At 64.9% G+C, this 19,520-nt stretch carries 14 protein-coding genes and 4 pseudogenes; 4 read left to right on the forward strand and 14 right to left on the reverse strand.

Translation table 11 applies throughout. From position 1 onward, the window contains the following. Positions 1-265: 265 nt before the first annotated feature. Together MKK60_RS09440 and MKK60_RS09445 are read right to left on the reverse strand one after the other, a co-directional pair. The gene (locus MKK60_RS09440; protein ID WP_243985276.1) at positions 266-3,490 is read right to left on the reverse strand and encodes a PAS domain S-box protein; all 3,225 of its coding nucleotides are present in this window, start codon (positions 3,488-3,490) and stop codon (positions 266-268) included. A gap of 227 nt (positions 3,491-3,717) precedes the next feature. Beyond that, a pseudogene (locus MKK60_RS09445) lies at positions 3,718-3,925 on the reverse strand (hypothetical protein); the annotation flags it as partial. 254 nt (positions 3,926-4,179) lie between these two features. On the opposite strand from MKK60_RS09445, the gene MKK60_RS09450 reads away from it, so the two are divergent. Beyond that, positions 4,180-5,055, forward strand: a complete 876-nt coding sequence (locus MKK60_RS09450; RefSeq protein WP_409567381.1) for a transporter — start codon at positions 4,180-4,182, stop codon at positions 5,053-5,055. Between the two features lie 473 nt (positions 5,056-5,528). On the opposite strand, the gene MKK60_RS09455 is transcribed toward MKK60_RS09450, so the two are convergent. The 4 genes and pseudogenes from MKK60_RS09455 to MKK60_RS09465 form a co-directional block, all read right to left on the reverse strand. Beyond that, the gene (locus MKK60_RS09455) at positions 5,529-5,837 is read right to left on the reverse strand and encodes a hypothetical protein (protein WP_243985278.1); all 309 of its coding nucleotides are present in this window, start codon (positions 5,835-5,837) and stop codon (positions 5,529-5,531) included. A gap of 386 nt (positions 5,838-6,223) precedes the next feature. After that, positions 6,224-6,484 (reverse strand): hypothetical protein, encoded by a 261-nt coding sequence (locus MKK60_RS09460; RefSeq protein ID WP_243985279.1) that lies wholly within the window; start codon positions 6,482-6,484, stop codon positions 6,224-6,226. Next, positions 6,405-6,782 (reverse strand): annotated as a pseudogene (locus MKK60_RS28660) (hypothetical protein); the annotation flags it as partial. The gene MKK60_RS09460 and the pseudogene MKK60_RS28660, both read right to left, overlap by 80 nt. A gap of 778 nt (positions 6,783-7,560) precedes the next feature. Beyond that, positions 7,561-8,844 (reverse strand): TadE/TadG family type IV pilus assembly protein, encoded by a 1,284-nt coding sequence (locus MKK60_RS09465; RefSeq protein ID WP_243985287.1) that lies wholly within the window; start codon positions 8,842-8,844, stop codon positions 7,561-7,563. Between the two features lie 240 nt (positions 8,845-9,084). On the opposite strand from MKK60_RS09465, the gene MKK60_RS09470 reads away from it, so the two are divergent. Continuing rightward, entirely contained in the window at positions 9,085-9,480 is a 396-nt protein-coding gene (locus tag MKK60_RS09470; protein WP_243985289.1) for a hypothetical protein, read from the forward strand. A gap of 301 nt (positions 9,481-9,781) precedes the next feature. Here the strand turns inward: MKK60_RS09470 and MKK60_RS09475 are convergent, their stop codons facing one another. Beyond that, positions 9,782-10,453 (reverse strand): TetR/AcrR family transcriptional regulator, encoded by a 672-nt coding sequence (locus tag MKK60_RS09475; protein ID WP_243938246.1) that lies wholly within the window; start codon positions 10,451-10,453, stop codon positions 9,782-9,784. Between the two features lie 81 nt (positions 10,454-10,534). Here MKK60_RS09475 and MKK60_RS09480 point away from each other — a divergent pair, with 81 nt between their 5' ends. Then, positions 10,535-11,275: an SDR family NAD(P)-dependent oxidoreductase gene (locus tag MKK60_RS09480; protein WP_147727949.1), complete on the forward strand. Its 741-nt coding sequence runs from the start codon at positions 10,535-10,537 to the stop codon at positions 11,273-11,275. A gap of 233 nt (positions 11,276-11,508) precedes the next feature. Here MKK60_RS09480 and MKK60_RS09485 read toward each other — a convergent pair whose 3' ends face one another. Further along, positions 11,509-12,240, reverse strand: coding sequence for an SDR family NAD(P)-dependent oxidoreductase (locus MKK60_RS09485; RefSeq protein WP_243985291.1), 732 nt, complete (start codon positions 12,238-12,240; stop codon positions 11,509-11,511). Between the two features lie 82 nt (positions 12,241-12,322). On the opposite strand from MKK60_RS09485, the gene MKK60_RS09490 reads away from it, so the two are divergent. After that, positions 12,323-12,715, forward strand: coding sequence for a winged helix-turn-helix transcriptional regulator (locus MKK60_RS09490; protein ID WP_147727950.1), 393 nt, complete (start codon positions 12,323-12,325; stop codon positions 12,713-12,715). A gap of 396 nt (positions 12,716-13,111) precedes the next feature. On the opposite strand, the gene MKK60_RS09495 is transcribed toward MKK60_RS09490, so the two are convergent. The 6 genes and pseudogenes from MKK60_RS09495 to MKK60_RS09520 form a co-directional block, all read right to left on the reverse strand. Further along, a complete protein-coding gene (locus MKK60_RS09495; protein WP_243985293.1) occupies positions 13,112-13,819 on the reverse strand; it encodes a type 1 glutamine amidotransferase domain-containing protein in 708 nt (235 codons plus the stop codon). Between the two features lie 64 nt (positions 13,820-13,883). Next, positions 13,884-16,616 (reverse strand): excinuclease ABC subunit UvrA, encoded by a 2,733-nt coding sequence (locus MKK60_RS09500; protein ID WP_243985295.1) that lies wholly within the window; start codon positions 16,614-16,616, stop codon positions 13,884-13,886. An 880-nt stretch (positions 16,617-17,496) separates the two neighbouring features. After that, on the reverse strand, positions 17,497-18,336 hold the full coding sequence (locus MKK60_RS09505; protein WP_243985303.1) for an aldo/keto reductase: 840 nt from the start codon (positions 18,334-18,336) through the stop codon (positions 17,497-17,499). 59 nt (positions 18,337-18,395) lie between these two features. Beyond that, positions 18,396-18,971 carry a type 1 glutamine amidotransferase domain-containing protein gene (locus tag MKK60_RS09510; RefSeq protein WP_243985297.1) on the reverse strand — a complete coding sequence of 192 codons (576 nt, stop codon included), beginning with the start codon at positions 18,969-18,971 and terminating at the stop codon, positions 18,396-18,398. Positions 18,972-19,170: 199 nt separating this feature from the next. Continuing rightward, positions 19,171-19,338: pseudogene (locus tag MKK60_RS09515) on the reverse strand (putative quinol monooxygenase); the annotation flags it as partial. 50 nt (positions 19,339-19,388) lie between these two features. Next, positions 19,389-19,520 (reverse strand): annotated as a pseudogene (locus MKK60_RS09520) (IS3 family transposase); the annotation flags it as partial.

Genomic DNA, 19,520 nt, shown 5'->3' on the forward strand with positions numbered 1-19,520 from the left:
TCTCGCGCGCAAGCTCGGCGCGGGCGGCGGGCGTCCACATCGGGGTTCCTGGGTGAGCGTCAGACACTCTCCCAACGCCCGCGATGCTCGCCGCTCACCCAATAGCTAAGCTGTTCTGCCCATTATGAAACGGGGTCTAACACGCGGCGCCGAGCCGTGGCTGAGGTCATCAACACCTCGAGGGCATCCGTCATGGCGTAGATGAGCGGCAGAACACCCGAGTGCACGTCGGCTGTGAAGCGTTGAGTTGACTGGTCCCGCAGCCCTACGGGACGGCGATGAGCTCCTTGATTCGCGAGGCGAGCGCCTCCATGACGAACGGCTTCGTCAGAACGGCCATACCAGGGTCGAGGTGACCATTGCCGACCACGGCATTCTCGGCGTAGCCGGTGATGAACAGGACCTTCAGGCTCGGCCGGGTCACCCGTGCCGCGTCGGCCACTTGGCGACCGTTCATACCGCCGGGCAGGCCGACGTCCGTCACCAACAGGTCGATGCGCACGTTCGAGCGCAGGACCTTGAGACCGGCCGGCCCATCGGCCGCCTCGATGGCGGTGTAGCCGAGATCCTCCAACACTTCGGTGACCAGCATCCGAACGGTTGGCTCGTCATCGATGACGAGCACGGTCTGTCCCTGCTCGGCGCGTGGCGCGTCGCTTAACGAACCCATGGCATCGGCTTCCTCGGCCTCGCCGTAGTGGCGCGGGAGGTAGAGGCACATGGTCGTGCCGTCGCCGACCTCCGAGTAGATCCGGACGTGGCCTCCCGACTGCCGCACGAAGCCGTAGATCATCGAGAGGCCGAGGCCGGTGCCCTGACCGATAGGCTTGGTTGTGAAGAACGGATCAAAGGCGCGCTGGATTACCTCGGGCGTCATGCCTGTTCCTGTGTCCGAGACGCAGAGCGAAAGGTATTGGCCGGGGGGCAGGTCGCGTTCCTTCGCGGCCCGCTCATCAAGCCACTTGTTGGCGGTCTCGATGGTGATGCGGCCACCGTCAGGCATCGCATCACGGGCGTTGATGCAGAGGTTGAGCAGGGCATTCTCAAGCTGGGGCGGGTCAACCAGCGCCGGCCATAGCCCCGCCGCGCCAACCACCTCGACGTGGATGGCCGGGCCGACGGTGCGCCGGACAAGGTCCTCCATGCCGGCGACGAGACCGTTCACGTTGGTGGGCTTGGGGTCGAGGGTCTGGCGTCGCGAGAAGGCGAGGAGCCTGTGGGTCAGGGCCGCTGCCCGCTTCGAGGCGCCCTGCGCGGCGTTGATGTAGCGGTCGAGATCGGTCAGGCGCCCCTGGGCCATCCGGGTCTGGAGAAGCTCCAGGCTGCCTGAGATGCCGGCCAGCAGGTTGTTGAAGTCGTGGGCCAGGCCGCCGGTCAGTTGTCCGACCGCCTCCATCTTCTGCGATTGCCTGAGCGCCTCCTCCGTCGCCATCAACTCCTTTGTTCGATCCGCCACCCGCGCCTCAAGGGTGGCGTTCAGGGTCGCCAGTTCCTCGGCGTGGCGGCGGCGCTCGTCGATGTCGGTGTTGGTTCCGACCCAGCGAGCGATGGTCCCGTCCGTGGAACGGACCGGTTCGGCGCGCACCAGGAACCAGCGGTACGTGCCGTCCACACGCCGGATGCGGAACTCGGTCTCGTAAACCTTGCACGCCGCGAGCGAACGGGACCAGGCCTCGCCCGCCGTGGCCAAGTCGTCCGGGTGGATGATGCGGGTCCACTCGGCCATGCCGTCCAGGGTGCCGGGCTCGGCGCCGCTGTAGGCGTAGACCTGCTGGTTGAACCAGTAGAGATGACCGTCCGGACGCGCTGCCCAAACCTGGTTGGGGACGGCCTGGGCCATGACGCGGAACTGGTCCTCGCTCGCCCGTAGACGTTCTTCGGCGAGCCGGCGGCCGTGGATGTCCTCCACGACGCCGTACCAGCGGATGACCGCTCCGTCCGCGTCGTGGCGCGGATAGGCCCGGGCCCGCATCCAGCGGTATTCGCCGCGTCCGCCGACGTTGATGCGGTAATCCACGTCCACCGGCTCGCCCGAGGCGAGCGCGGCCCCGAACACCTCGAGGGTGGGCGGCACGTCGTCGGGGTGAAGGGCCTTGATCCAGCCCGCACCGTCCGGCTCGCCGGGGGCTTGGCCGGTGAGGTCGAGCCATCGCTTCGAGTAGGAGGTGATGTTGCCCTGCGGGTCGGCCGTCCAGGGCACTTGCGGGTTCAGCTCGACCGTGTGCCGGAAGTGGTCCTCGCTCTCGCGCAAGGCTTCCTGGGCCGCCCGCTGCTCGGAGATGTCGCGCGATGCGCCGGAGAAGCGTAGAGGCCGTCCTTGCCCGTCGGTCTCGATCTCACCCTTACGCGCGATCCAGCGCAACTCGCCCGTGTCCGCGCGTCGGATCCGGTAGGCGACGTCACGGGGCGGCGCGCCACTCGACCGGGTCTCCGCCGTCGAGACGAGATGGGCATCCTCGGGGATGACCAACTCCTCGAAGGCCCGCGATGGATAGCTGTCACGCACCGGAAGGCCGTAGAGACGACAAAATTCTGGTGATGGCCGCAGCGTGTTATCACCGACATCGACCGTAAACAGGCCGACGCCGCCGGCCTCCTGGGCCTGGCGCAGGCGCACCTCGGCCTCGCTCAACGCTTCCTCGCGATTTCGCCGCTCGCTCACGTCCCGGTAGAAGATCGCCATGCCATCGAGCGAGGGATAGGCTCGTACCTCCAGCCAGGCGTCATGGCCGTCCGGCCAGACGTAACGGTGCTCCAGCATCTCCGGGATCCGGTCCCGCATCACCCGCTTGTAGAGCTGCCCGATGGGCAGCTTCTCCGAGCCCGGATAGGCGTCCCAGTGCGGTCGGCTCACGATCTCGCTCGCCGGACGTCCCTCAAGGCGTAGGCCCTCCGCGTTGATCTGCAGGATCATGAAATCGTGGTCGAGGAGTACGAACCCCTCGGTCATGCCCTCCAGCACGCCGGAGGCCCGCGCCTCGCTGGCGCGAAGGGCCTCCTCGGTTCGGACCTTCGCGGTCGTCTCCGTGCAGATGCAGCACATCGCCGCGACCGCGCCGGCTTCGTCCCGAACGGGCGAGTACGAGAAGGTGAAGTAGGCCACCTCATCGTAGCCGCGCCTCCTCATCGTGAGTGGCAGGTTCTCCGCCCAGGTCGCCTCGCCCGCCATGGCGGCGTCGACCAGCGGCAGGAGATCCGACCAAATCTCGGACCAGATGTCCTGGAAGCGTTGTCCGAGGGCGGCCGGATGCTTGTCGCCCAGGATCGCGGAGTAGGCGTCGTTGTAAAGGAAGCCGAAATTAGGGCCCGAGGCCACGAACATCGGAAACTTGGAACCCAGCATCAGGCTCACGGCCGAGCGCAGCCACTGCGGCCATGCCTCGGGCCAGCCCAGCGGCGAGGCGGACCAATCATGAGCCCGCATCCGCGCACCCATGTGCCCGCCGCCCGAGAGGAAGGCGGGGTAGGGAGAAGTGGGACGCAGCGACATGCGGTCAGACGGGCTCGGCTATGCAGGAGCTGGCAGACGACCGTTCCGCACCGATGCATCGGGTGCGCGGCGTCGACCGTGTCAGGACACTGGCAGGTGACGAAGGCGAACGTGAGGCTGAGCGGGACATGACTCTTTCGGACCCGGCCCCTTTATCGCTGGCGACGGGACCGTAAGCCCAAGGTTCCAAGCGCTACGGCCCCTGTTTGTACATGGCTGTCCGCTCAGCGGCCGATCACCTTGCCCTCCAGCACGTCCAGAGCGGCAAACAGGGTCGTCGTCCCGTGTCGCTTGCATTTGTGGGCGCGCGTCGTCGGGTGGCCCGGCTTCATCGGCAATGGGGCCTGCGTGCGGGCGAGCGCCTGGATCTGGCTCTCCTCATCCTGAGCCTGTCGAAGGATCGTCGACCGAGAGGACGACGACATGAGCGGGCGGATCCCCTTGCCGCTGGTAGCCATCACCCGCGCGTCCGGGTCGTTCAGCGAAATCTGCCGGTCGGGAGCGGCTTCGACGAGCCTTTCCATCGCCTGCAGTTGAAGCACCCGAGAAAGCGAGCCTTCGCTGCATCGGTTGTTGCCGGATGGCTACGCTCGCGTCGCAACTCTGCATTCTACGCACGGGAAGGCCGCTTAGTCGGCGGTGGCATGCAATAAAGGCTGATCCAAAGACGGCGAGGTTTGGACTGCAGAATGACGACAGCTAGGCTTATCTGGGCGACCCATATCGCTGCCATCGCCGCCTCGCTCACCTACGGGTTGGCCGGAATCTCAGCGATGGCAGGCTCTTCGGCGCAACCTGGACAGACCGTGGGGCAGGCTCCCGGCGCGCCGTTGCCCGTCGGCCTTTACTTTATCGACACGTCGAGTTTCGGCTCGCGCGACATCACCCCGCGCGGTACCGACTCGAACATCAACCTGCCATCCTTCATCTGGGCGACACCGGCCGAGGTGGTCGGCGGGCGGCTGCAGTTCGTCGTGCTCCAGCCCATCACGGCGTCGAGCACGCGGGGTTCGGCCTACCAGAGCGGGTTCGGGCAAACGCTGCTTGCCGCCCAGGTCGCCTGGAAGCTCGGCAACAACCTCAACTTCAGCTACCTGCTCGGCGCGTACCTCCCGAGCGACACCAAGATCGTCATCCAGAACCCGGTCCTGCACCAACGGTTCGCCATCACCTACAATGGCGACGGGTGGAACCTGACGGGCAACTTCCTCTACGGCACCTTCTTCGACACGCGGTCTCCCACTGGCACGTTCTACCCGGACTTCCTCAATCTCGACCTCACCGCCACGAAGCATTTCGGCAAGTGGGAGGTCGGGCCGGTGGCCTTCGGGTCGACCGACCTACCGACCGGCAATCCCGCCTACGCCCGTCAAGGCCAGTTCGCCGTCGGCGCACTCGTCGGTTACAATTTCGGGCCGGTGAACCTGCAGGCCTACGTCACGCGGGACGTGGTCCAGCGCAACTACGCCGGCCTTGAGACGCGCGGCTGGCTGCGGGTCACGGTACCGATCTACCAGGACAAGGATGGGACCCCCGAGGCGAGCGCCGTCATACGCAAGTTTTGAGACTGTCTCGGACGCACGTGGTGATAGGGCCCCCCTCCTGCGATGGATGCACGAACGTTCCGAGCAGGATCCAGTATGTTTGAACGGATCGAAGCAGCCAGAACTCTGGGCCGGTGAAGCTTGGCGCGATCAAAAACCTGTGGGTCACGCTCCACCCGGTCGCGTCGTGAGGGCTGTTCTGCTGAGTACCAAGAAGCAGACCTTCTCGGGAGCGCCCTGGATCGACCCCTGCTCTCCGCTTTGCAATAACGGCGAGCCAAGGTCGATCCATACCTGATGCCCACAAAAAGGTCGGATATCCAACAGATCGTTCAGGTTGCTATCGACCCTTTATAGAAGGCGGGCACGTCCACACGCAGGCTGCTCGATGGCGCGAGGATTGATAACGGCGGGCAGCCGGCCTGTGTTCATTTAATGCGGGCCGATGAAGTTTATGTCACACTGAGTTAATGCCTGCCCAAGTTGTTGTGCTTTCAATCACGCGTCAAGTGGTGGAGTGCCATTCCGGCAAGTACGGCTACCCCAAGAGAAACTTTCATGTTTCCCTCAATAAAACTAAGTAGGCCATTGCGGTCCGCCAGATGACTCATAGTCTTGTTAGTCAATGCTGCACGTGCTCTGGAACGATTCTTTGGACGTGTGTGGACTGATACTTCGAACTCATCACCATGCTGAACAATATCGATACTGTTACGACCAAAGCCTGCGCTTGCCAAGCGCTCACGCGCCGACTGCGCTCCTTTGAGAGAACCGAAGTTGGCGGCAAGGGTATCTGACGACATTAAATCCTCCTACAATACTTACCTTAAACTCGGACCCTACGAGGATGGTTGCCTATCCTGATGACGATCGTATCGCATGCCGCCAAAGCGAGCTGGAGGCGTTCGCGAACAAGGATCACGTTCGTTTACAGATAGACCGCTCGTGTGTGTTTTAGACCCTACTATCAAGCTGCGGGAGCAAGGAACTTCCGCAGCTCGCTCAACTCTGATCGACTCGCCAGCAGGACGGCCGGTGGCTTTCCGGCAAAAAGACGCCCGCCGGTGACGACAACGTCGAACCGCGCGAGCGAGGGTCAACACCGCCCGACGGCGAGAGCGTAGCCGCGCAAAGGCCGTGTTCTCGGCATTCAGTCCGAGCTTCGTGGTGCGCTTTTCGAGCAACCCTACTAGAATAGACGCACCATCTCCTGGCGCCTACGCTGCAGGTGAAACTCGACTTGCTCGAACAAACCACTGCGGTTGTGAGATCGGCAGTTAGGGCAGGCGAGTTGATCCCTTAAGAGGTCCATGGCAGCTCTACGCGCGCGATAGCCATGGAAGGATGCAAGGTAGGTGTCGACCATCTGCTCAGCTTCGATGATGGCGCCGGGGCGATAGGAACCCGCAAGGCTGACAAGGCGACGGACCGTTTCGTGCAGGTGGTTCATACAAGGGAAAACCTGGCTCGATCCTGCGCCTGTTCCAGTAACGAACTGTCCTAACCCATCCTTCCAGTTTCACGACCCTTGGATGAGCGCAACACTGGGAAGATTTCATCGACAGATTAGTGGCGTAGAGGCGGCCAGTGCCGGTGCCCGAAACGTTGTTGGTTGTGCCCGGAACGACCCGATGATTGCGGCGCAGCAGGCCGGCAAGCCCAAGGAGACCGATCCAGCCGTAATCATGATGGTCGTCATGGTCGGATCTGGTGGGCGGGTTAGCCATTCCCGCATTGTTCGTTCCAGGATTGGTCGTCGTATTCTAGGCCAAGGCAGGGGTCGCAGCGGCCAGTGCGAGGGTCATCAAGAGCACAGGAATAAGACGCACGAGATTTATCCAGATTAGGGCTTAGCGTAGATAGAACACTGGCACGGTAATATTGTTCACGATCATCGCATTTTATGAAAATCTCGGTGTAATCTAGGATGTAATCTGGAGCCGTTGGCGCTCTTTTTTGAGCGGCCGTTCTGCATGGCACGGACGCACCGTCCCAGGTATTTCTGTAGCCCCCTCTGCGACGGAGGCAGAATTCGCCCTGCAACGGTTTTGGGGCCGTCGTGGTTCATGAAGCGATCGACGGAAAGCAGTGTTTTAGGGTGAACTGATGGAGACGACACGGTCTCAAGAGAGTGGCGAGATAGGGCACGTCGCTGGAGCGGATCAGGCGCTCGCTATAGCGGAGAGTGTCGCCACAGCCTTTGAGGAGGGCGGTGGCGAATTGAGCGGCATGAGCCGGGACGCGCTCGCTCGCGATCTCGCAGCCGTGCTCGAACCCCTCCTGATCACGTGTACCAATGCGGAGTGGATCGAGGCTATCAACGCCCGCTTGGCTCGATTGGAGGGTGAGACTGATAAGCCCGGACCACGGCTCGAGCGCTTCGCGTCGAACGGCATCGCTGAGTGTGCCAATCAGCCCACCCGGGCAGCGGACTGTGGTCGACCTAGGACCAAATTTGAATTCAGGCGCCGAAGCAGATGAAGAACGGCACCCGCCGCAGGCCTTGCTTCGAGGACGGTGCTGCGATCACTGGGTCAAAAGCAGGCGTCCGCCGATGTTGCCTACGCCACTCGGAACCGGAACATCGCTGGCCGAGTACATGGCGTTCATCGTGAGATTGGCACTGCTGGCGACCTTGAGCTGGCGCGATACGATCACCGTATAGGATGACAGGTCGGCTATGATACCGGCGGAGTCCACGGTCAGCTTTCCACGCGGCATGTAGATCGTGCCGAGCAGCTGGCGGGCATTGCCGCTGGAGATCTTGTGCTCGCGCAACAACGGAGCGGTGGGATCCTCGTAGATGAGGAGGCCTGACATCGCACCGTCCTTCGGAGCCGTCAGGTTGATGATGCTCTGGGGTGTGAAGTTGAGCGTCGTCTGCTGGCTCTTGAGGTAGATGCCGACATACGATCCGGTCAGCGTGGCGTTGCCATCAACGGTGAGGGGACCCGTGTCGATGACGTAGATGCCCTGCGCCAGCGTGGCCACGGCCCCCTTCGTGACCTTCAATCCGTTGCAGTACGTGCCCGGATAGAGCGTCTGCGAGGTGGTCACGACCGTGTTCGTGTACGTGCAGCTGGAGGACGGCGGCGGAGCTCGCCCAGCCAAGGGGTCCACCAAGCTGGGGCAACCGGATTTGGGCCCTGGAAGGGGCGGGATCGTGGTGCTCACGGAACTCCCACCCGCCGAGCAGATGCTGGTCGCCAAGATGGTGGCTTGGTTCTGGAGCGTGACGCCGCTTGCGCTCGTCGAGTCCGAGTAGACCGAGCACGTCGATGCAGTCATCGATGCGTGGTCCTGAACCGTTAACGTGCCGGCCGAACTTGGGTCGAGTGCCAGGACGCAAAGTCGCGTCTTACCCACGACGGACGCCTGCGCATGAACGCTGATTGTGGCGGTCGGTTTGCCGAGGAACTTGCCGAAGATCAGCGTCACCGTTTCCTGGGTTTGCGCGGAGACGCTCGTGCCATCGGCACCGACGCTGACCTGGACGGAGAAAGGCGTCCCGCTTACGGGCTGGGCGTCGGAGCGGATCTTCTGCTCGGTGACAGCTGTGACGGAGCCGCCGTTCGCTGCGGCGAGCTTCAGGGTGTTACCGCCCAAGATCACGCCGGCGTCGGTCGCCGACTGAAGTTGAACCTTCCGGTTTGCGAGGCGGGCAAAATCGATACCGCCGCCTGCGAGACCGAGCAGCACCACGGCGGTGAGACTGAAGATGACGGCGACGCCGCCGCAATGGTCGGCCTTGAACGCTTGGCCACGCGCGATGACGCTCCAGCCAGCAGCTCGGACACGACGAAAATCCATTCGGCCTCGACGTGGCATGCAATCCGATCCCGCGCCCAGGGAGGTCCGGCGCAGCAACTAGACTGCTGGATATGAAAGCCTTGCTAAGGGATAGTCAGAAATCCCAACCAGCATCTTATTCTTCAATACATCGTGACCAGCCCTGCTGCTTAATTAAAACTTAACCGCATAAGATCAAAAATTTAAACCCGCGAATTGCGACCCCGATGAGGATCACGCCCTCATAGCGCGTATTGATGCATGAGAAACTTCGAGAAAATCGGCCGCTTCATGTCTTTGGCCTGCGTCTTGATGGCTCTCTCGTCGCCAGCATTTGGTTGCTCGGCCGGAGACAAGACTGAAGATATTATCTACGGTTGCAACCAGTTCATCAAATTTGCCCGTAAAGGCTACTCACGCAACGATGCAGATACGATGCGGCATCTCGGCGAGTGTCTAGGAGCAGTTCGGACGATGCTTGCGACGGAGATCGCAGGTGACTTCATCTGTCCGTCGAACGAGGTCAAACTGATCGATGCTGTGACGGCCTTCTCGCTGTACGTCATCCAGCATCCCAGCGAGCTGACAGCTTTTTACGTCGTGCCGATGCGACAGGCCTTCCGGGCCGCCTATCCATGCCCCGGACGAAACCCGTAGAACGCTCCTCCTGATCGACCCGTCAAGGCTGTCTGCCATTGCTGGGCCTACGGACCAGTTCGCGCGCGAGATGTCTGCTTCGGGACGAAGAGCCAGGGTCCGCTTACCACCCCTAGCCGAAGTTGCCGGGCGGCCGAGCAATGACCGCTTATGGGAAGCGCCCATGCCGATCCAGGCGGCCGGGTTGGGTCGGGACCCGCCCGTCCGCTCGACGACCGAGTTGGGTCGACATCGGCCGGACCGCTCTACGGCCAGGATGGGTGAATTGTCACCGGTCTGCTTTCGGGAAGAGGCCAGTAGATCAGACGTCGTCGACCATAGATTTGGCAATTCGAGCGTCCCAGCCAGCCATCGCGATATCGGCGACCGCGTCCAACTCTTCCCAGCTCGCGCCATCACGGGCCAGGATCGACATGCCGTTCTGAACGGTCTGCACGAAGCGGGAAAGAGCGCGTACGTTGGTGGAGACCGGGAGCTCGCCCTCACCCATAGCCCTCTCCAGGCACGCCTGCAGGCTCTCCAGCGTACCGGCGCGTGCCGAGCGCACGAGATCGCCGAGTTCGGCGTGGCCCTCATTCCCGACCGAGGACAGTGTCACCATGCAGCCGCGCGGAATGTCGGTGACCGAGCCCGTCAAGGCCGCTGCAGAGTCCTTCAGAAAAGCCTCGACGGCCTCACGGGCCGTCCTCGCCGTCCGGAACCGCCCCCATACGAGCGCCTCGTAGGTGTGGACGTAGTGGCTTAGCGCCTCGGCATAGAGCGCTTCCTTCGAACCAAAGGCGGCGTAGAGGCTCGGCGATCCGATCCCCATCGCCTCCGTAAGTTCGGTGATGGATGTTGCTTCGTAGCCTTTGCACCAGAACAGACGTGTCGCCTGGGCAAGCGCCGCCTCACGGTCGAACGCACGAGGGCGCCCACGACCTCGAACCTGGTGCGCTCCGGGGGGCTCTGGTCTCTGATCCGGTTTCTGCATCGTTGGATATATAAATCCCTTGACCCCAATCGCCAACTCTCCTAGCCATTTCTGTGTCGAACGATACAGAAAGGTCCGGCAATGCAGGAACTGGTTGGGAAGCGTGCCCTCGTCACGGGTGCCTCGCGCGGAATAGGTGCTGCCATCGCGGTCGCGCTCGCCGAGAAGGGCGCTGACGTGGCGATCACCTACGAGCGTTCGGCAGACCGTGCCGCGGAAGTGGTAAAATCGATCGAAAGCAAGGGCCGCAGGGCGGCTGCCATCCAGGCGGATTTTGCAGACCCTTCGGCGGTCAAACGGGCGGTGGCGGAAGCCGTCCAGGCGCTCGGGGGCTTGGACATTCTCGTTAACAATGCTGGGATCGCGCTCTACTCGACGTTTGCGGAGGTCAGCGTCGAGACGATCGATGCCCTGTTCGACGTCAACGTGCGGGGCCCCCTACTCGCGGCGCAGGCCGCCATTCCTCATCTCCCCGCAGGTGGGCGCATCGTGACGATCGGCTCCGCGGGTGCCGAACGCATCGTCGGCGACGCGGGTGCGATCTACTTCATGACGAAATCCGCCCTGCACTCCTTCACGCGCGGCCTGGCGCGCGAACTTGGATCGCGCGACATCACGGTCAATCTGGTCCAACCCGGGTCCACCGATACCGACATGAACCCGGCAAACGGCGAGTTCTCCGACTTTCAGCGTAGCCTCAGTCCGCTCGGCCGGTATGGAACGCCAGAGGACGTCGCCGCCGCCGTCACCTTCCTGGCGAGTCCTTCAGCCCGGCATGTCACCGGGGCCATCCTGAATGTGGACGGTGGACAGACGACGTAAGCGCGGGATTTCGGTGTAGCGCTGAGGTGGAGTGTCGTCGGTGTCGATTGCCCCACCTCATCGACCAACGACCTGGCAACAACGACCGCTTTCGGAATGTCCGGACAATTCTCTGCACGGCTCGTATGGGTCGGGACCCGCCGGTCTGCTCTACGATTGGCTTGAGGTCGAGATGGTTCGCTTCGGAGATGCAAACCGGCCGAAGCGGACAGGTTGAAACTGCGATTGAGGGCCTAGATCTGTCGCATCCCACCGTCGACGCACAGTTCGGCTCCTGCGACAAAGCTCGCCTCGTCGCTCAGAAGGAACAGCGTGGCCGCCGCCACCTCCTCAGGACGCGCCATGCGTCCCAGCGGGATCGGTACGATCAGTGCAGCTCGCTGTTCCTCAGGTACGCTCGCCATCATGGCGGTGTCAGTCGGGCCGGGGGCCACCACGTTCACGCGGATGCCCTGCGGGGCCAGTTCCGCTGTCCATGTGCGCGCGTAGGAGCGCAGCGCCGCCTTCGTCGCGCAGTAGGTCCCGTAGGGCGTGATGCCTGCGGCGTCGGCGATCGACCCCATTAGCACGACTGACCCACCCCGCTCCATCGCACTCAGCGCCGCTTGTAACCCGAGGACGGCCCCACGGACGTTGACCGCAAAGTGCCGGTCGAAATGCTCGGGCGTCGCGTCGCGCAGGGTCGCAGGTTCCGAAATGCCCGCGTTGAGGACCAGCGCGTCGATCCGGCCATGCGTTTCTCGTACCGTCGCCACGACGCGCTGCAAATCCTCCTGTAGGGCTGCGTCTGCAACAAGACCACGCGCACCCCGCCCGATCCTCGCGGCTGCTGCCTCGACCTCATCGGCGCGCCGCCCGGTGAAGACGACCGACGCGCCCTCGACCGCCAGCCGCTCGGCGACCGCGAGGCCGATGCCCTTCGCCCCGCCGACCACGAGCGCAACCTTGTCCACCATGCGAGCCATCGCGGCATCCCTTCATCTGCAACGGCACATGAGATACACGGCATATATCTGCTATCAAGAACGCACTTAGGTTAGCCTAGATATGGACGATGATACTGATCTCGATGTCCTGTCCGCGTGCGCTCTCGCTGATATGGCACGGGTCCGCCCAGTCCTGGACAAGATCGCCGATAAGTGGACAATCCTGATCCTCACGGTGCTCTGTCCGCGGCCGGCACGATTCAACGTGATCAAGCGGCGGCTCGATGGCATCACCCACAAGGCGCTGGCGGACGCACTTAAGCGGCTGGAGCGCAACGGCATGGTGACCCGGACGGTGCTACCGACCGCGCCCATCGGCGTCGAGTATGCGATCACCCCGCTTGGCCATTCACTGCGTCAACCCTTCGAGGCGCTCTGCGCGTGGGCACTCGACAACGGTGCGGCGATCGAGGCGGCCAACCACGAGCATGACAGCCTCAAAACGAAGACGTGAGAACGCGTCCCCTTTCGGTTCGCCGGATGTTGAGCCGCTACGTCTTATCAGGGTCGGTAGCCGAATGGCCGCTTGGGGTGGAGAGCAGTCTAGCTGCTTTTGAGCAGTGATGCCACGAAAACGGACCTCAGCTCGCGCCGAGAAAATCGACGGCTTTGGCCCATCTTGGGCGTTCGGTGATCAAGAACACGGTTAGGTCCCTTTAGGATCGACGTCGGGACTTTTTCATGCTTGCCAAAGGGAATTAGATTTAAGTGTCCAGCTCCTCGACTTCAGCGTCGAGAGGTTTCGAAACCGACAAGGCAGGTGTGCGACTCATCCGACCGTAGGTCCCTGCTTTCCCGAAGCATCCGGCAAGCGGAACTCTCTGGGACTTGCAAAGGGGGCGAAAGCTCCTCACAAGTCGGTTTCCCCAGCGGTCCATCGTTTGTCGAGATACGCCTTCAGGCGCTCGGCCGTCGGTCCGGACGAGGCCGGGTTCTGGCCGGTGATCAGCAGCCCGTCCCCGACTACGTACGGCTCCCAGTCGCCGGCCTTAGAGAACACACCGCCCGCCCGCTTGAGCTCGTCCTCGACGAGGAAGGGGACGATGGCGGTCAGGCCCACGGCCTCCTCCTCGGTGTTCGTGAAGCCGGTGACGGCCTTGCCCGCGACGAGCGGATTGCCGTCGGGCGCCTTGGCGTGGCGCAGCACGCCGGGGGCGTGGCAGACGAGGGCGACCGGCTTGCCGGCCCGGAGCGTCGTCTCGATCAGCCGGATCGAGGCGGGGTCCTCGGCCAGATCCCATAAGGGGCCATGCCCGCCGGGATAGGTCACCGCGTCGAAGCCCTCGTGGGTGACGCCGTCGAGGCGCCCTGTGTTCGACAAGGCGGCGCTGGCTTCGCCGTCCGCCTCGAAGCGTCGGGTCAGGTCGGTCTGGGCGTCCGGCTCGCTGCTCTTGGGATCGAGCGGCGGGCGGCCGCCCGCGGGCGAGACCAGCACCACCTCCGCACCGGCATCCCTGAACACGTAGTAGGGCGCGGCCAACTCCTCCAGCCAGAAGCCGGTCTTGCGCCCGGTGTCGCCGAGCCGGTCGTGCGAGGTCAGCACCATCAGGATCTTCATCGTCGGTCTCCGGGGTCGGTCTGAGGTCTCTCGTTCTGGATGCCGTCACCGACTTTGACGCTGATCAAGCGCAGAATCGGCATCGACGACGGGGCGTCAGGGACGCTGCGGGACCGCGCCCCCCGCCTTCGTAGGCCTCGAGCTCTTCCCGTAGATAGGATGCCGTGCGACTCGCCCGCGCCTGGGCGACCACTTCGGGACGGCCGGCCGCGACGACAATGCCACCCAGGTTTCCGGCACCGGGCCCCACGTCGATGACGTGATCGGCCCCCGCGACGACGCGCATGTCGTGCTCGACCATGACGACCGTGTTGCCCGCATCGACCAGGCCGTTGAGCTGGAGCATCAGGCGATCCACGTCGGTCGGGTGCAGCCCGGTCGTCGGCTCGTCGAGGACGTAGAGCGTGCCGCCGCGCTGGCCCCGCTGCAGCTCGGTGGCGAGCTTGATGCGCTGGGCCTCGCCGCCGGAAAGTTCGGTCGCCGGCTGGCCGAGGCGCAGGTAGCCGAGGCCGAGATCGCGCAGCACGGTGAGCGGGCGTAGCACGGATGGCTCGTCCGCGAAGGCAGCGCAGGCGCGTTCGACGGTGAGCCCGAGCACGTCCGCGATCGTCAGCCCGTTCCACGTCACCTCCAGGGTCGCGGGCGCATAGCGGGAACCGTGGCAGGTCGGGCAGGGGGCGTAGACGCTCGGCATGAACAGGAGTTCGACGCTGACGAACCCCTCGCCCTCGCAGGCCGAGCAGCGGCCCTTAGCGACGTTGAAGGAGAAGCGGCCGGCGTCGTAGCGGCGGCGCCGCGCCTCGGGGGTGGCGGCGAACAGCTTGCGGACGGCGTCGAACAGGCCGGTATAGGTCGCGAGGTTCGAGCGGGGCGTGCGCCCGATCGGCTTCTGGTCGACCTGGACCAAACGCCGGACCCCTTCCAGGCCGCCGACGATGCGCCCTTCCGTCGGGCCCGGCGCGTCGTCGAGGGGATCCTCCGGCTCGTCGTCGGTCTCGACGGGCCGTCCGAGGCGGTCGCCGACGAGTTCCAGCAGGGCTTGGCTCACGAGGCTCGACTTGCCGGAGCCGGAGATGCCGGTCACGGCGGTGAGGCATCCGAGCGGGAACGCGGCCGAGACCCCGCGCAGGTTGTTGCGGACGATCCCCTCCAGGCGCAGCCAGCCCGAGGGCTCGCGCCGCGGACGCCGCGGCGGCTTGACCAACCCGAACAGGTGCAGGCGCGTGCGCGACGCCTCCACATCGCGAAGACCTTCCGGCGGCCCGCTGTAGAGCACGGTGCCGCCGTGCTCGCCCGCCGCCGGGCCGACATCGACCAGCCAGTCGGCGCGGCGCATCGTGCCGATGTCGTGCTCGACGACGAACAGCGAATTGCCCGCGGCGAGCAGGCCCGCCAGCGCTTCGTGCATGGCGTCGCCGTCGGCGGGGTGCAGCCCGGCCGTGGGCTCGTCGAGCACGTAGGCCACGCCGAAGAGCTGCGAACGGAGCTGGGTGGCGAGGCGCAGGCGCTGCAGCTCGCCCGAGGACAGGGTCGTGGTGACCCGATCCAGCGACAGGTAGCTGAGACCCAGCTCCGCCAGCGTCCCGATCCGATCGACCAGGTCGGCGGCGAGGCGCTGGGCGGCGAGGCGCTTCTCGATGGAGAGGTTCGGCGTCGCGCGCACGTCCGGCGCCCCCGCATGGGCCGACGCGCCCGCAGCTGCGCGCCGGGCGCGATCCCGTCGGGCGGCTTCGCGGTCGAGGGTCTCCTGGGCGGCATCCTTGGCGGGGCGGTCGTCGGGCAGCCTGTCCTCGGCCGCCGGCCGCATCGCCTCGGCGAGCTGGAAGAGCGTCATGCGCGACAGCTCGCCGATGTCCAGCCCGGCGAAGGTGACCGAGAGCGCCTCCGGCTTCAGGCGCTTGCCGTGGCAGGCGGGGCAATCCTCGCTGACGAGGTAGCGCGCGGCGCGGCGGCGCATAAGGGCGCTCTGCGAGTTGGTGAAGGTGCCGAGCACGTGGCGGCGGGCGCTCGTGAACGTGCCCATGTAGCTCGGCTCCAGGCGACGCCGGCGGGCCGCCTGCGTCTGCTCCGGCGAGAGGCCGGCATAGACCGGCTCCTGCGGCTGGTCGTCGGTGAACAGGATCCAGTCGCGAACGGCCCGCGGCAGATCCTTCCAGGGCGTGTCGACGTCGATGCCTCGGCTGACCAGGATGTCGCGCAGGTTCTGCCCGCCCCAGGCCTGCGGCCAGGCAGCGACGGCTCGCTCGCGGATCGTCAGCGAAGGGTCGGGCACCATCGAGGCTTCCGTCGCCCGGTAGATCCGTCCGAGCCCGCCGCAGGACGGGCAGGCCCCATGGGGCGTGTTGGGCGAGAAGTCCTCCGCGTAGAGCATCGGCTGGCCCGGCGGATAGGTGCCGGCGCGCGAGTACATCATCCGCACGAGGCTCGACAGGGTGGTGACGCTGCCGACCGAGGAGCGGGCGCTGGGCGTGCCGCGCTGCTGCTGCAGGGCGACGGCGGGGGGCAGCCCCTCGATGGCGTCGACGTCGGGCACCCCGACCTGGTCGATCATCCGCCGCGCATAGGGTGCGACCGACTCGAAGTAGCGCCGCTGGGCCTCGGCATAGAGGGTGCCGAAGGCGAGTGAGGACTTGCCGGAGCCGGAGATGCCGGTGAACACCACGAGGGCGTCGCGCGGCAGCTCCACGTCGACGTCGCGCAGGTTGTGCTCGCGTGCGCCCTTCACCGTGACGTAGCCCGGCCGTCCCGCGCCGGATCGAGCAATCCTGGCCGGTTCTCTCGGCTTCGGCTGGTCCATGGTACATCCTCTCGACGCGTCAGCTCTTGGCGGGCACCGGGCGTTGCCGCGCCGACGAGGGGTTCAGGAGCGCGGGAACCACGCGCTAGTGCACAGACGCCGACGAATGGGCCACCGGCCTGTCCTCTAATTCGCTGCTGTGGCCTCGAAAACTTCGCTGCCTTGTGCACGTTTTGTCGGCGTCAGAGCACTAGTCGATCGCTCGGGATGCACGCAGGCGGTTCAAGCGAAATCCGCCGTTTTCATCCTCGGCAAGCGGGTAAGTTTTGCCAGATGGTGATTTCTTGGAAATTCAGGATATGGCCAAAGGAGCGTTTGCACGGCTTGGGTCGGAAAAGATCCCGTACACTCGGCTAGGAAACAGCCCCGGCAGCACAACCGCATTGCCAGTGAACGACAAACGTCTGTGGTGGGCCGCCTTGGGCGACGCTTGGAGGGCTGCGTTTTGATGGCCGCTGTATGCGGCGCGAAATCGCTCGCGCCGATGATGGAGAAGGCTGCTGCCGCCGGGGTAGAGGGCGGTAACGAGGTCCGTGGGCGTCTCACCGCGGCTGGCCCGGACGCCGGTGCTGCGTTCGGGCTGCATAATCAATCCAGCGTCGGACGCGAGGAGCCCCGACCGCGTCAAGGCCAGCAGCAGGAGGATTGCCGGCTCGTGGAAGGCCAACACCATCGGCCCGTAGTCCGGCCGGTGGACCTCGGAACAGCCGCCACGTCAGCCGCGTGAGCTTGGGGCTGAGGATGCCCGTTCCGATACGGGCGTGAAGCCCCCTCAAGAACACGTCGAAGAGGACAGTCAGCATCACGACCGCGCCGAACACTTGCTCCGAAGCGCGCATCCCGATCCGTTCTTTCCGGCTGCAGCGGATTTTCATGGGCCCTACAGCATGGGAAGCCGGCGTGGCCGGGAGCCGAGCGGGAATGCCGCGTCGATCCGGGCAAGTTCGGCTTCCGTCAGCTGCAGCGCGGCGGCGGCCGCGTTGTCGGCGACGTGCTCGGGGCTAGACGCCTTGGGGATCGTGAGCAACGACGGTCGCCGCACCAGGAAGCGGAGCGCCACTTGACGCGCGGTCGCGCCGTGGCTGGACGCGATCTCCCCCAAGACGCGGTACCCCGACGTGTACGGGCCGGGAAAGCTGCCATGGCCGAATGGGCTGTAAGCGACCGTGGCGATACCGTGCTCCTCACACCACGGCAGTACCGTGTGCTCGATGGCACGCTCTTGGAGGTGATAGAGGACCTGGTTGCAGGCTATCCGGCCCTCGCCACCGGCTTTCCAAGCGGCATTGAGGTCGGGCACGTCGAAGTTGCTCACCCCCCAGGACAGGATCTTGCCCTGCTCGCGAAGCCGCTCGAAGCCGGCGAAGGTGTCCTCCAGTGGGTGCGGACCGGGCCATTGCAGGAGGTAACAATCCAGCCTGTCGGTGCGCAGGCGCGCAAGCGATCGCTCGCAGGCCGCCACGGTCCCCGCGCGCGTCGCGTTGCTGGGGAGTACTTTGGAGACAAGGAAAACTTCCTCGCGCCGTTCAGCAATAGCCTCGCCGACCACGGTCTCGGCGTCGCCGTACATCTCGGCCGTGTCGATGTGGGTCATGCCGAGGTCGAGACCCCGCCGCAGGGTCGCGACAGCGGTGGGTCGGTGCGCGTCGTCAATGTACCAGGTTCCCTGGCCGATCACCGCAATCTCGCGTGGCACAGGACCGAACGGACGCCGCTCCATGATCTTCGGTCCCGACGGAGAAGGCGTTTGCTGCGCAGCGTCGACCGCGGCTTTCGGTTTCATTGGGCGGCTGCCTGTCGCGACGGTCCGCGTGCGCTCGCGAACAGCCTGATCACCTCCGGGTGGAAGGCCGGGATGTCGTCGGGTTTGCGACTGGTGACGAAGCCCTGATCGACGACGACCTCCTGATCCACCCACTCCGCCCCGGCGTTCTCGAGGTCGGTCATCAGCGACGGCCAGGAGGTCAGGCGCCGTCCGCGTGCGGCGTCCGCCTCGATGATGGTCCAGGGGCCATGGCAGATCGAGGCCATGGGCTTGCGGGCGTCGAAGAAGGCCTTCACGAACGCGATCGCCTCGGGCAGCGCGCGGAGCATGTCGGGGTTGATGACGCCACCCGGCAGCAGGAGCGCGTCAAAGTCCTCGGACCGGGCGCTGTCGAGGGGCATGTCCACCGGGAAGGTGTCGCCCCAATCCGTGAAGTTCCAGGCCTTCACCCGACCGTCCTTGGGCGACACGAGCCGGGTCTCGGCGCCTGCCTCGTCGACGGCCTTGCGCGGATCGGTCATCTCGATCTGCTCGAAGCCGTCCGTTACCAGGATCGCGACCTTCAGGTCGTCGAGGGTTTCAGAAGTCATGTTCCGCTCTCCGTTCGACAAGGATTGGATTCGGGACGGTCCTCACCGCCCGCTCGGACACTGCGGCCCGCTCGAGTAACGGGCGGGCCCTTTGAGGCGACGCCGGACCTGAACGGCTGAACGCTCAAATCGTAGTTCCTTCGGCCAGCATGAGCGCATTCCCGGCGTCGGTCTGTGATCCATGGGGCACCGGCCCCCGCTACCGAGGAAGCTTCGAGGCGAGCACGTCGATTTCCTGGATTGAAGGTGGCTCGGAGAACAGTTCGGACGCCTCTGCCTTCAGCGCCTGCGCGACGCCGCCGGAAAGATGGGCCTGCCGGCCCGCCTCGTCGGGGAAGGCGTCAAAGATTCCAAAGGTCGACAGTCCGATTCGAACGGCGAACTGATCGGCCCCCGCGAGGTGGTCCAAGGGTGAAGTTAGTGCACGGTGGGCCGCTCCGCCACGAGTAGCTTGGCCGGCGGAGCTGGTCGGGCGAGCGCAGCCGGCCAAGCGGAGAAGGCTGGCACGAACACCTCCAGTGCCGGCGGCCGGTATTTCAGCGAGGCATG

The sequence above is a fragment of the Methylobacterium sp. J-092 genome (assembly GCF_022829325.1).
In the GTDB taxonomy this organism is placed as follows: domain Bacteria; phylum Pseudomonadota; class Alphaproteobacteria; order Rhizobiales; family Beijerinckiaceae; genus Methylobacterium.

Excerpts from the sequence above, each read along its gene's own strand:
- MKK60_RS09440 (WP_243985276.1), bottom strand. The coding sequence starts at position 3,490 with ATGTCGCTGCGTCCCACTTCTCCCTACCCCGCCTTCCTCTCGGGCGGC.
- MKK60_RS09450 (WP_409567381.1), top strand. The coding sequence starts at position 4,180 with ATGACGACAGCTAGGCTTATCTGGGCGACCCATATCGCTGCCATCGCC.
- MKK60_RS09455 (WP_243985278.1), bottom strand. The coding sequence starts at position 5,837 with ATGTCGTCAGATACCCTTGCCGCCAACTTCGGTTCTCTCAAAGGAGCG.
- MKK60_RS09460 (WP_243985279.1), bottom strand. The coding sequence starts at position 6,484 with ATGAACCACCTGCACGAAACGGTCCGTCGCCTTGTCAGCCTTGCGGGT.
- MKK60_RS09465 (WP_243985287.1), bottom strand. The coding sequence starts at position 8,844 with ATGGATTTTCGTCGTGTCCGAGCTGCTGGCTGGAGCGTCATCGCGCGT.
- MKK60_RS09470 (WP_243985289.1), top strand. The coding sequence starts at position 9,085 with ATGAGAAACTTCGAGAAAATCGGCCGCTTCATGTCTTTGGCCTGCGTC.
- MKK60_RS09475 (WP_243938246.1), bottom strand. The coding sequence starts at position 10,453 with ATGCAGAAACCGGATCAGAGACCAGAGCCCCCCGGAGCGCACCAGGTT.
- MKK60_RS09480 (WP_147727949.1), top strand. The coding sequence starts at position 10,535 with ATGCAGGAACTGGTTGGGAAGCGTGCCCTCGTCACGGGTGCCTCGCGC.
- MKK60_RS09485 (WP_243985291.1), bottom strand. The coding sequence starts at position 12,240 with ATGGCTCGCATGGTGGACAAGGTTGCGCTCGTGGTCGGCGGGGCGAAG.
- MKK60_RS09490 (WP_147727950.1), top strand. The coding sequence starts at position 12,323 with ATGGACGATGATACTGATCTCGATGTCCTGTCCGCGTGCGCTCTCGCT.
- MKK60_RS09495 (WP_243985293.1), bottom strand. The coding sequence starts at position 13,819 with ATGAAGATCCTGATGGTGCTGACCTCGCACGACCGGCTCGGCGACACC.
- MKK60_RS09500 (WP_243985295.1), bottom strand. The coding sequence starts at position 16,616 with ATGGACCAGCCGAAGCCGAGAGAACCGGCCAGGATTGCTCGATCCGGC.
- MKK60_RS09505 (WP_243985303.1), bottom strand. The coding sequence starts at position 18,336 with ATGGAGCGGCGTCCGTTCGGTCCTGTGCCACGCGAGATTGCGGTGATC.
- MKK60_RS09510 (WP_243985297.1), bottom strand. The coding sequence starts at position 18,971 with ATGACTTCTGAAACCCTCGACGACCTGAAGGTCGCGATCCTGGTAACG.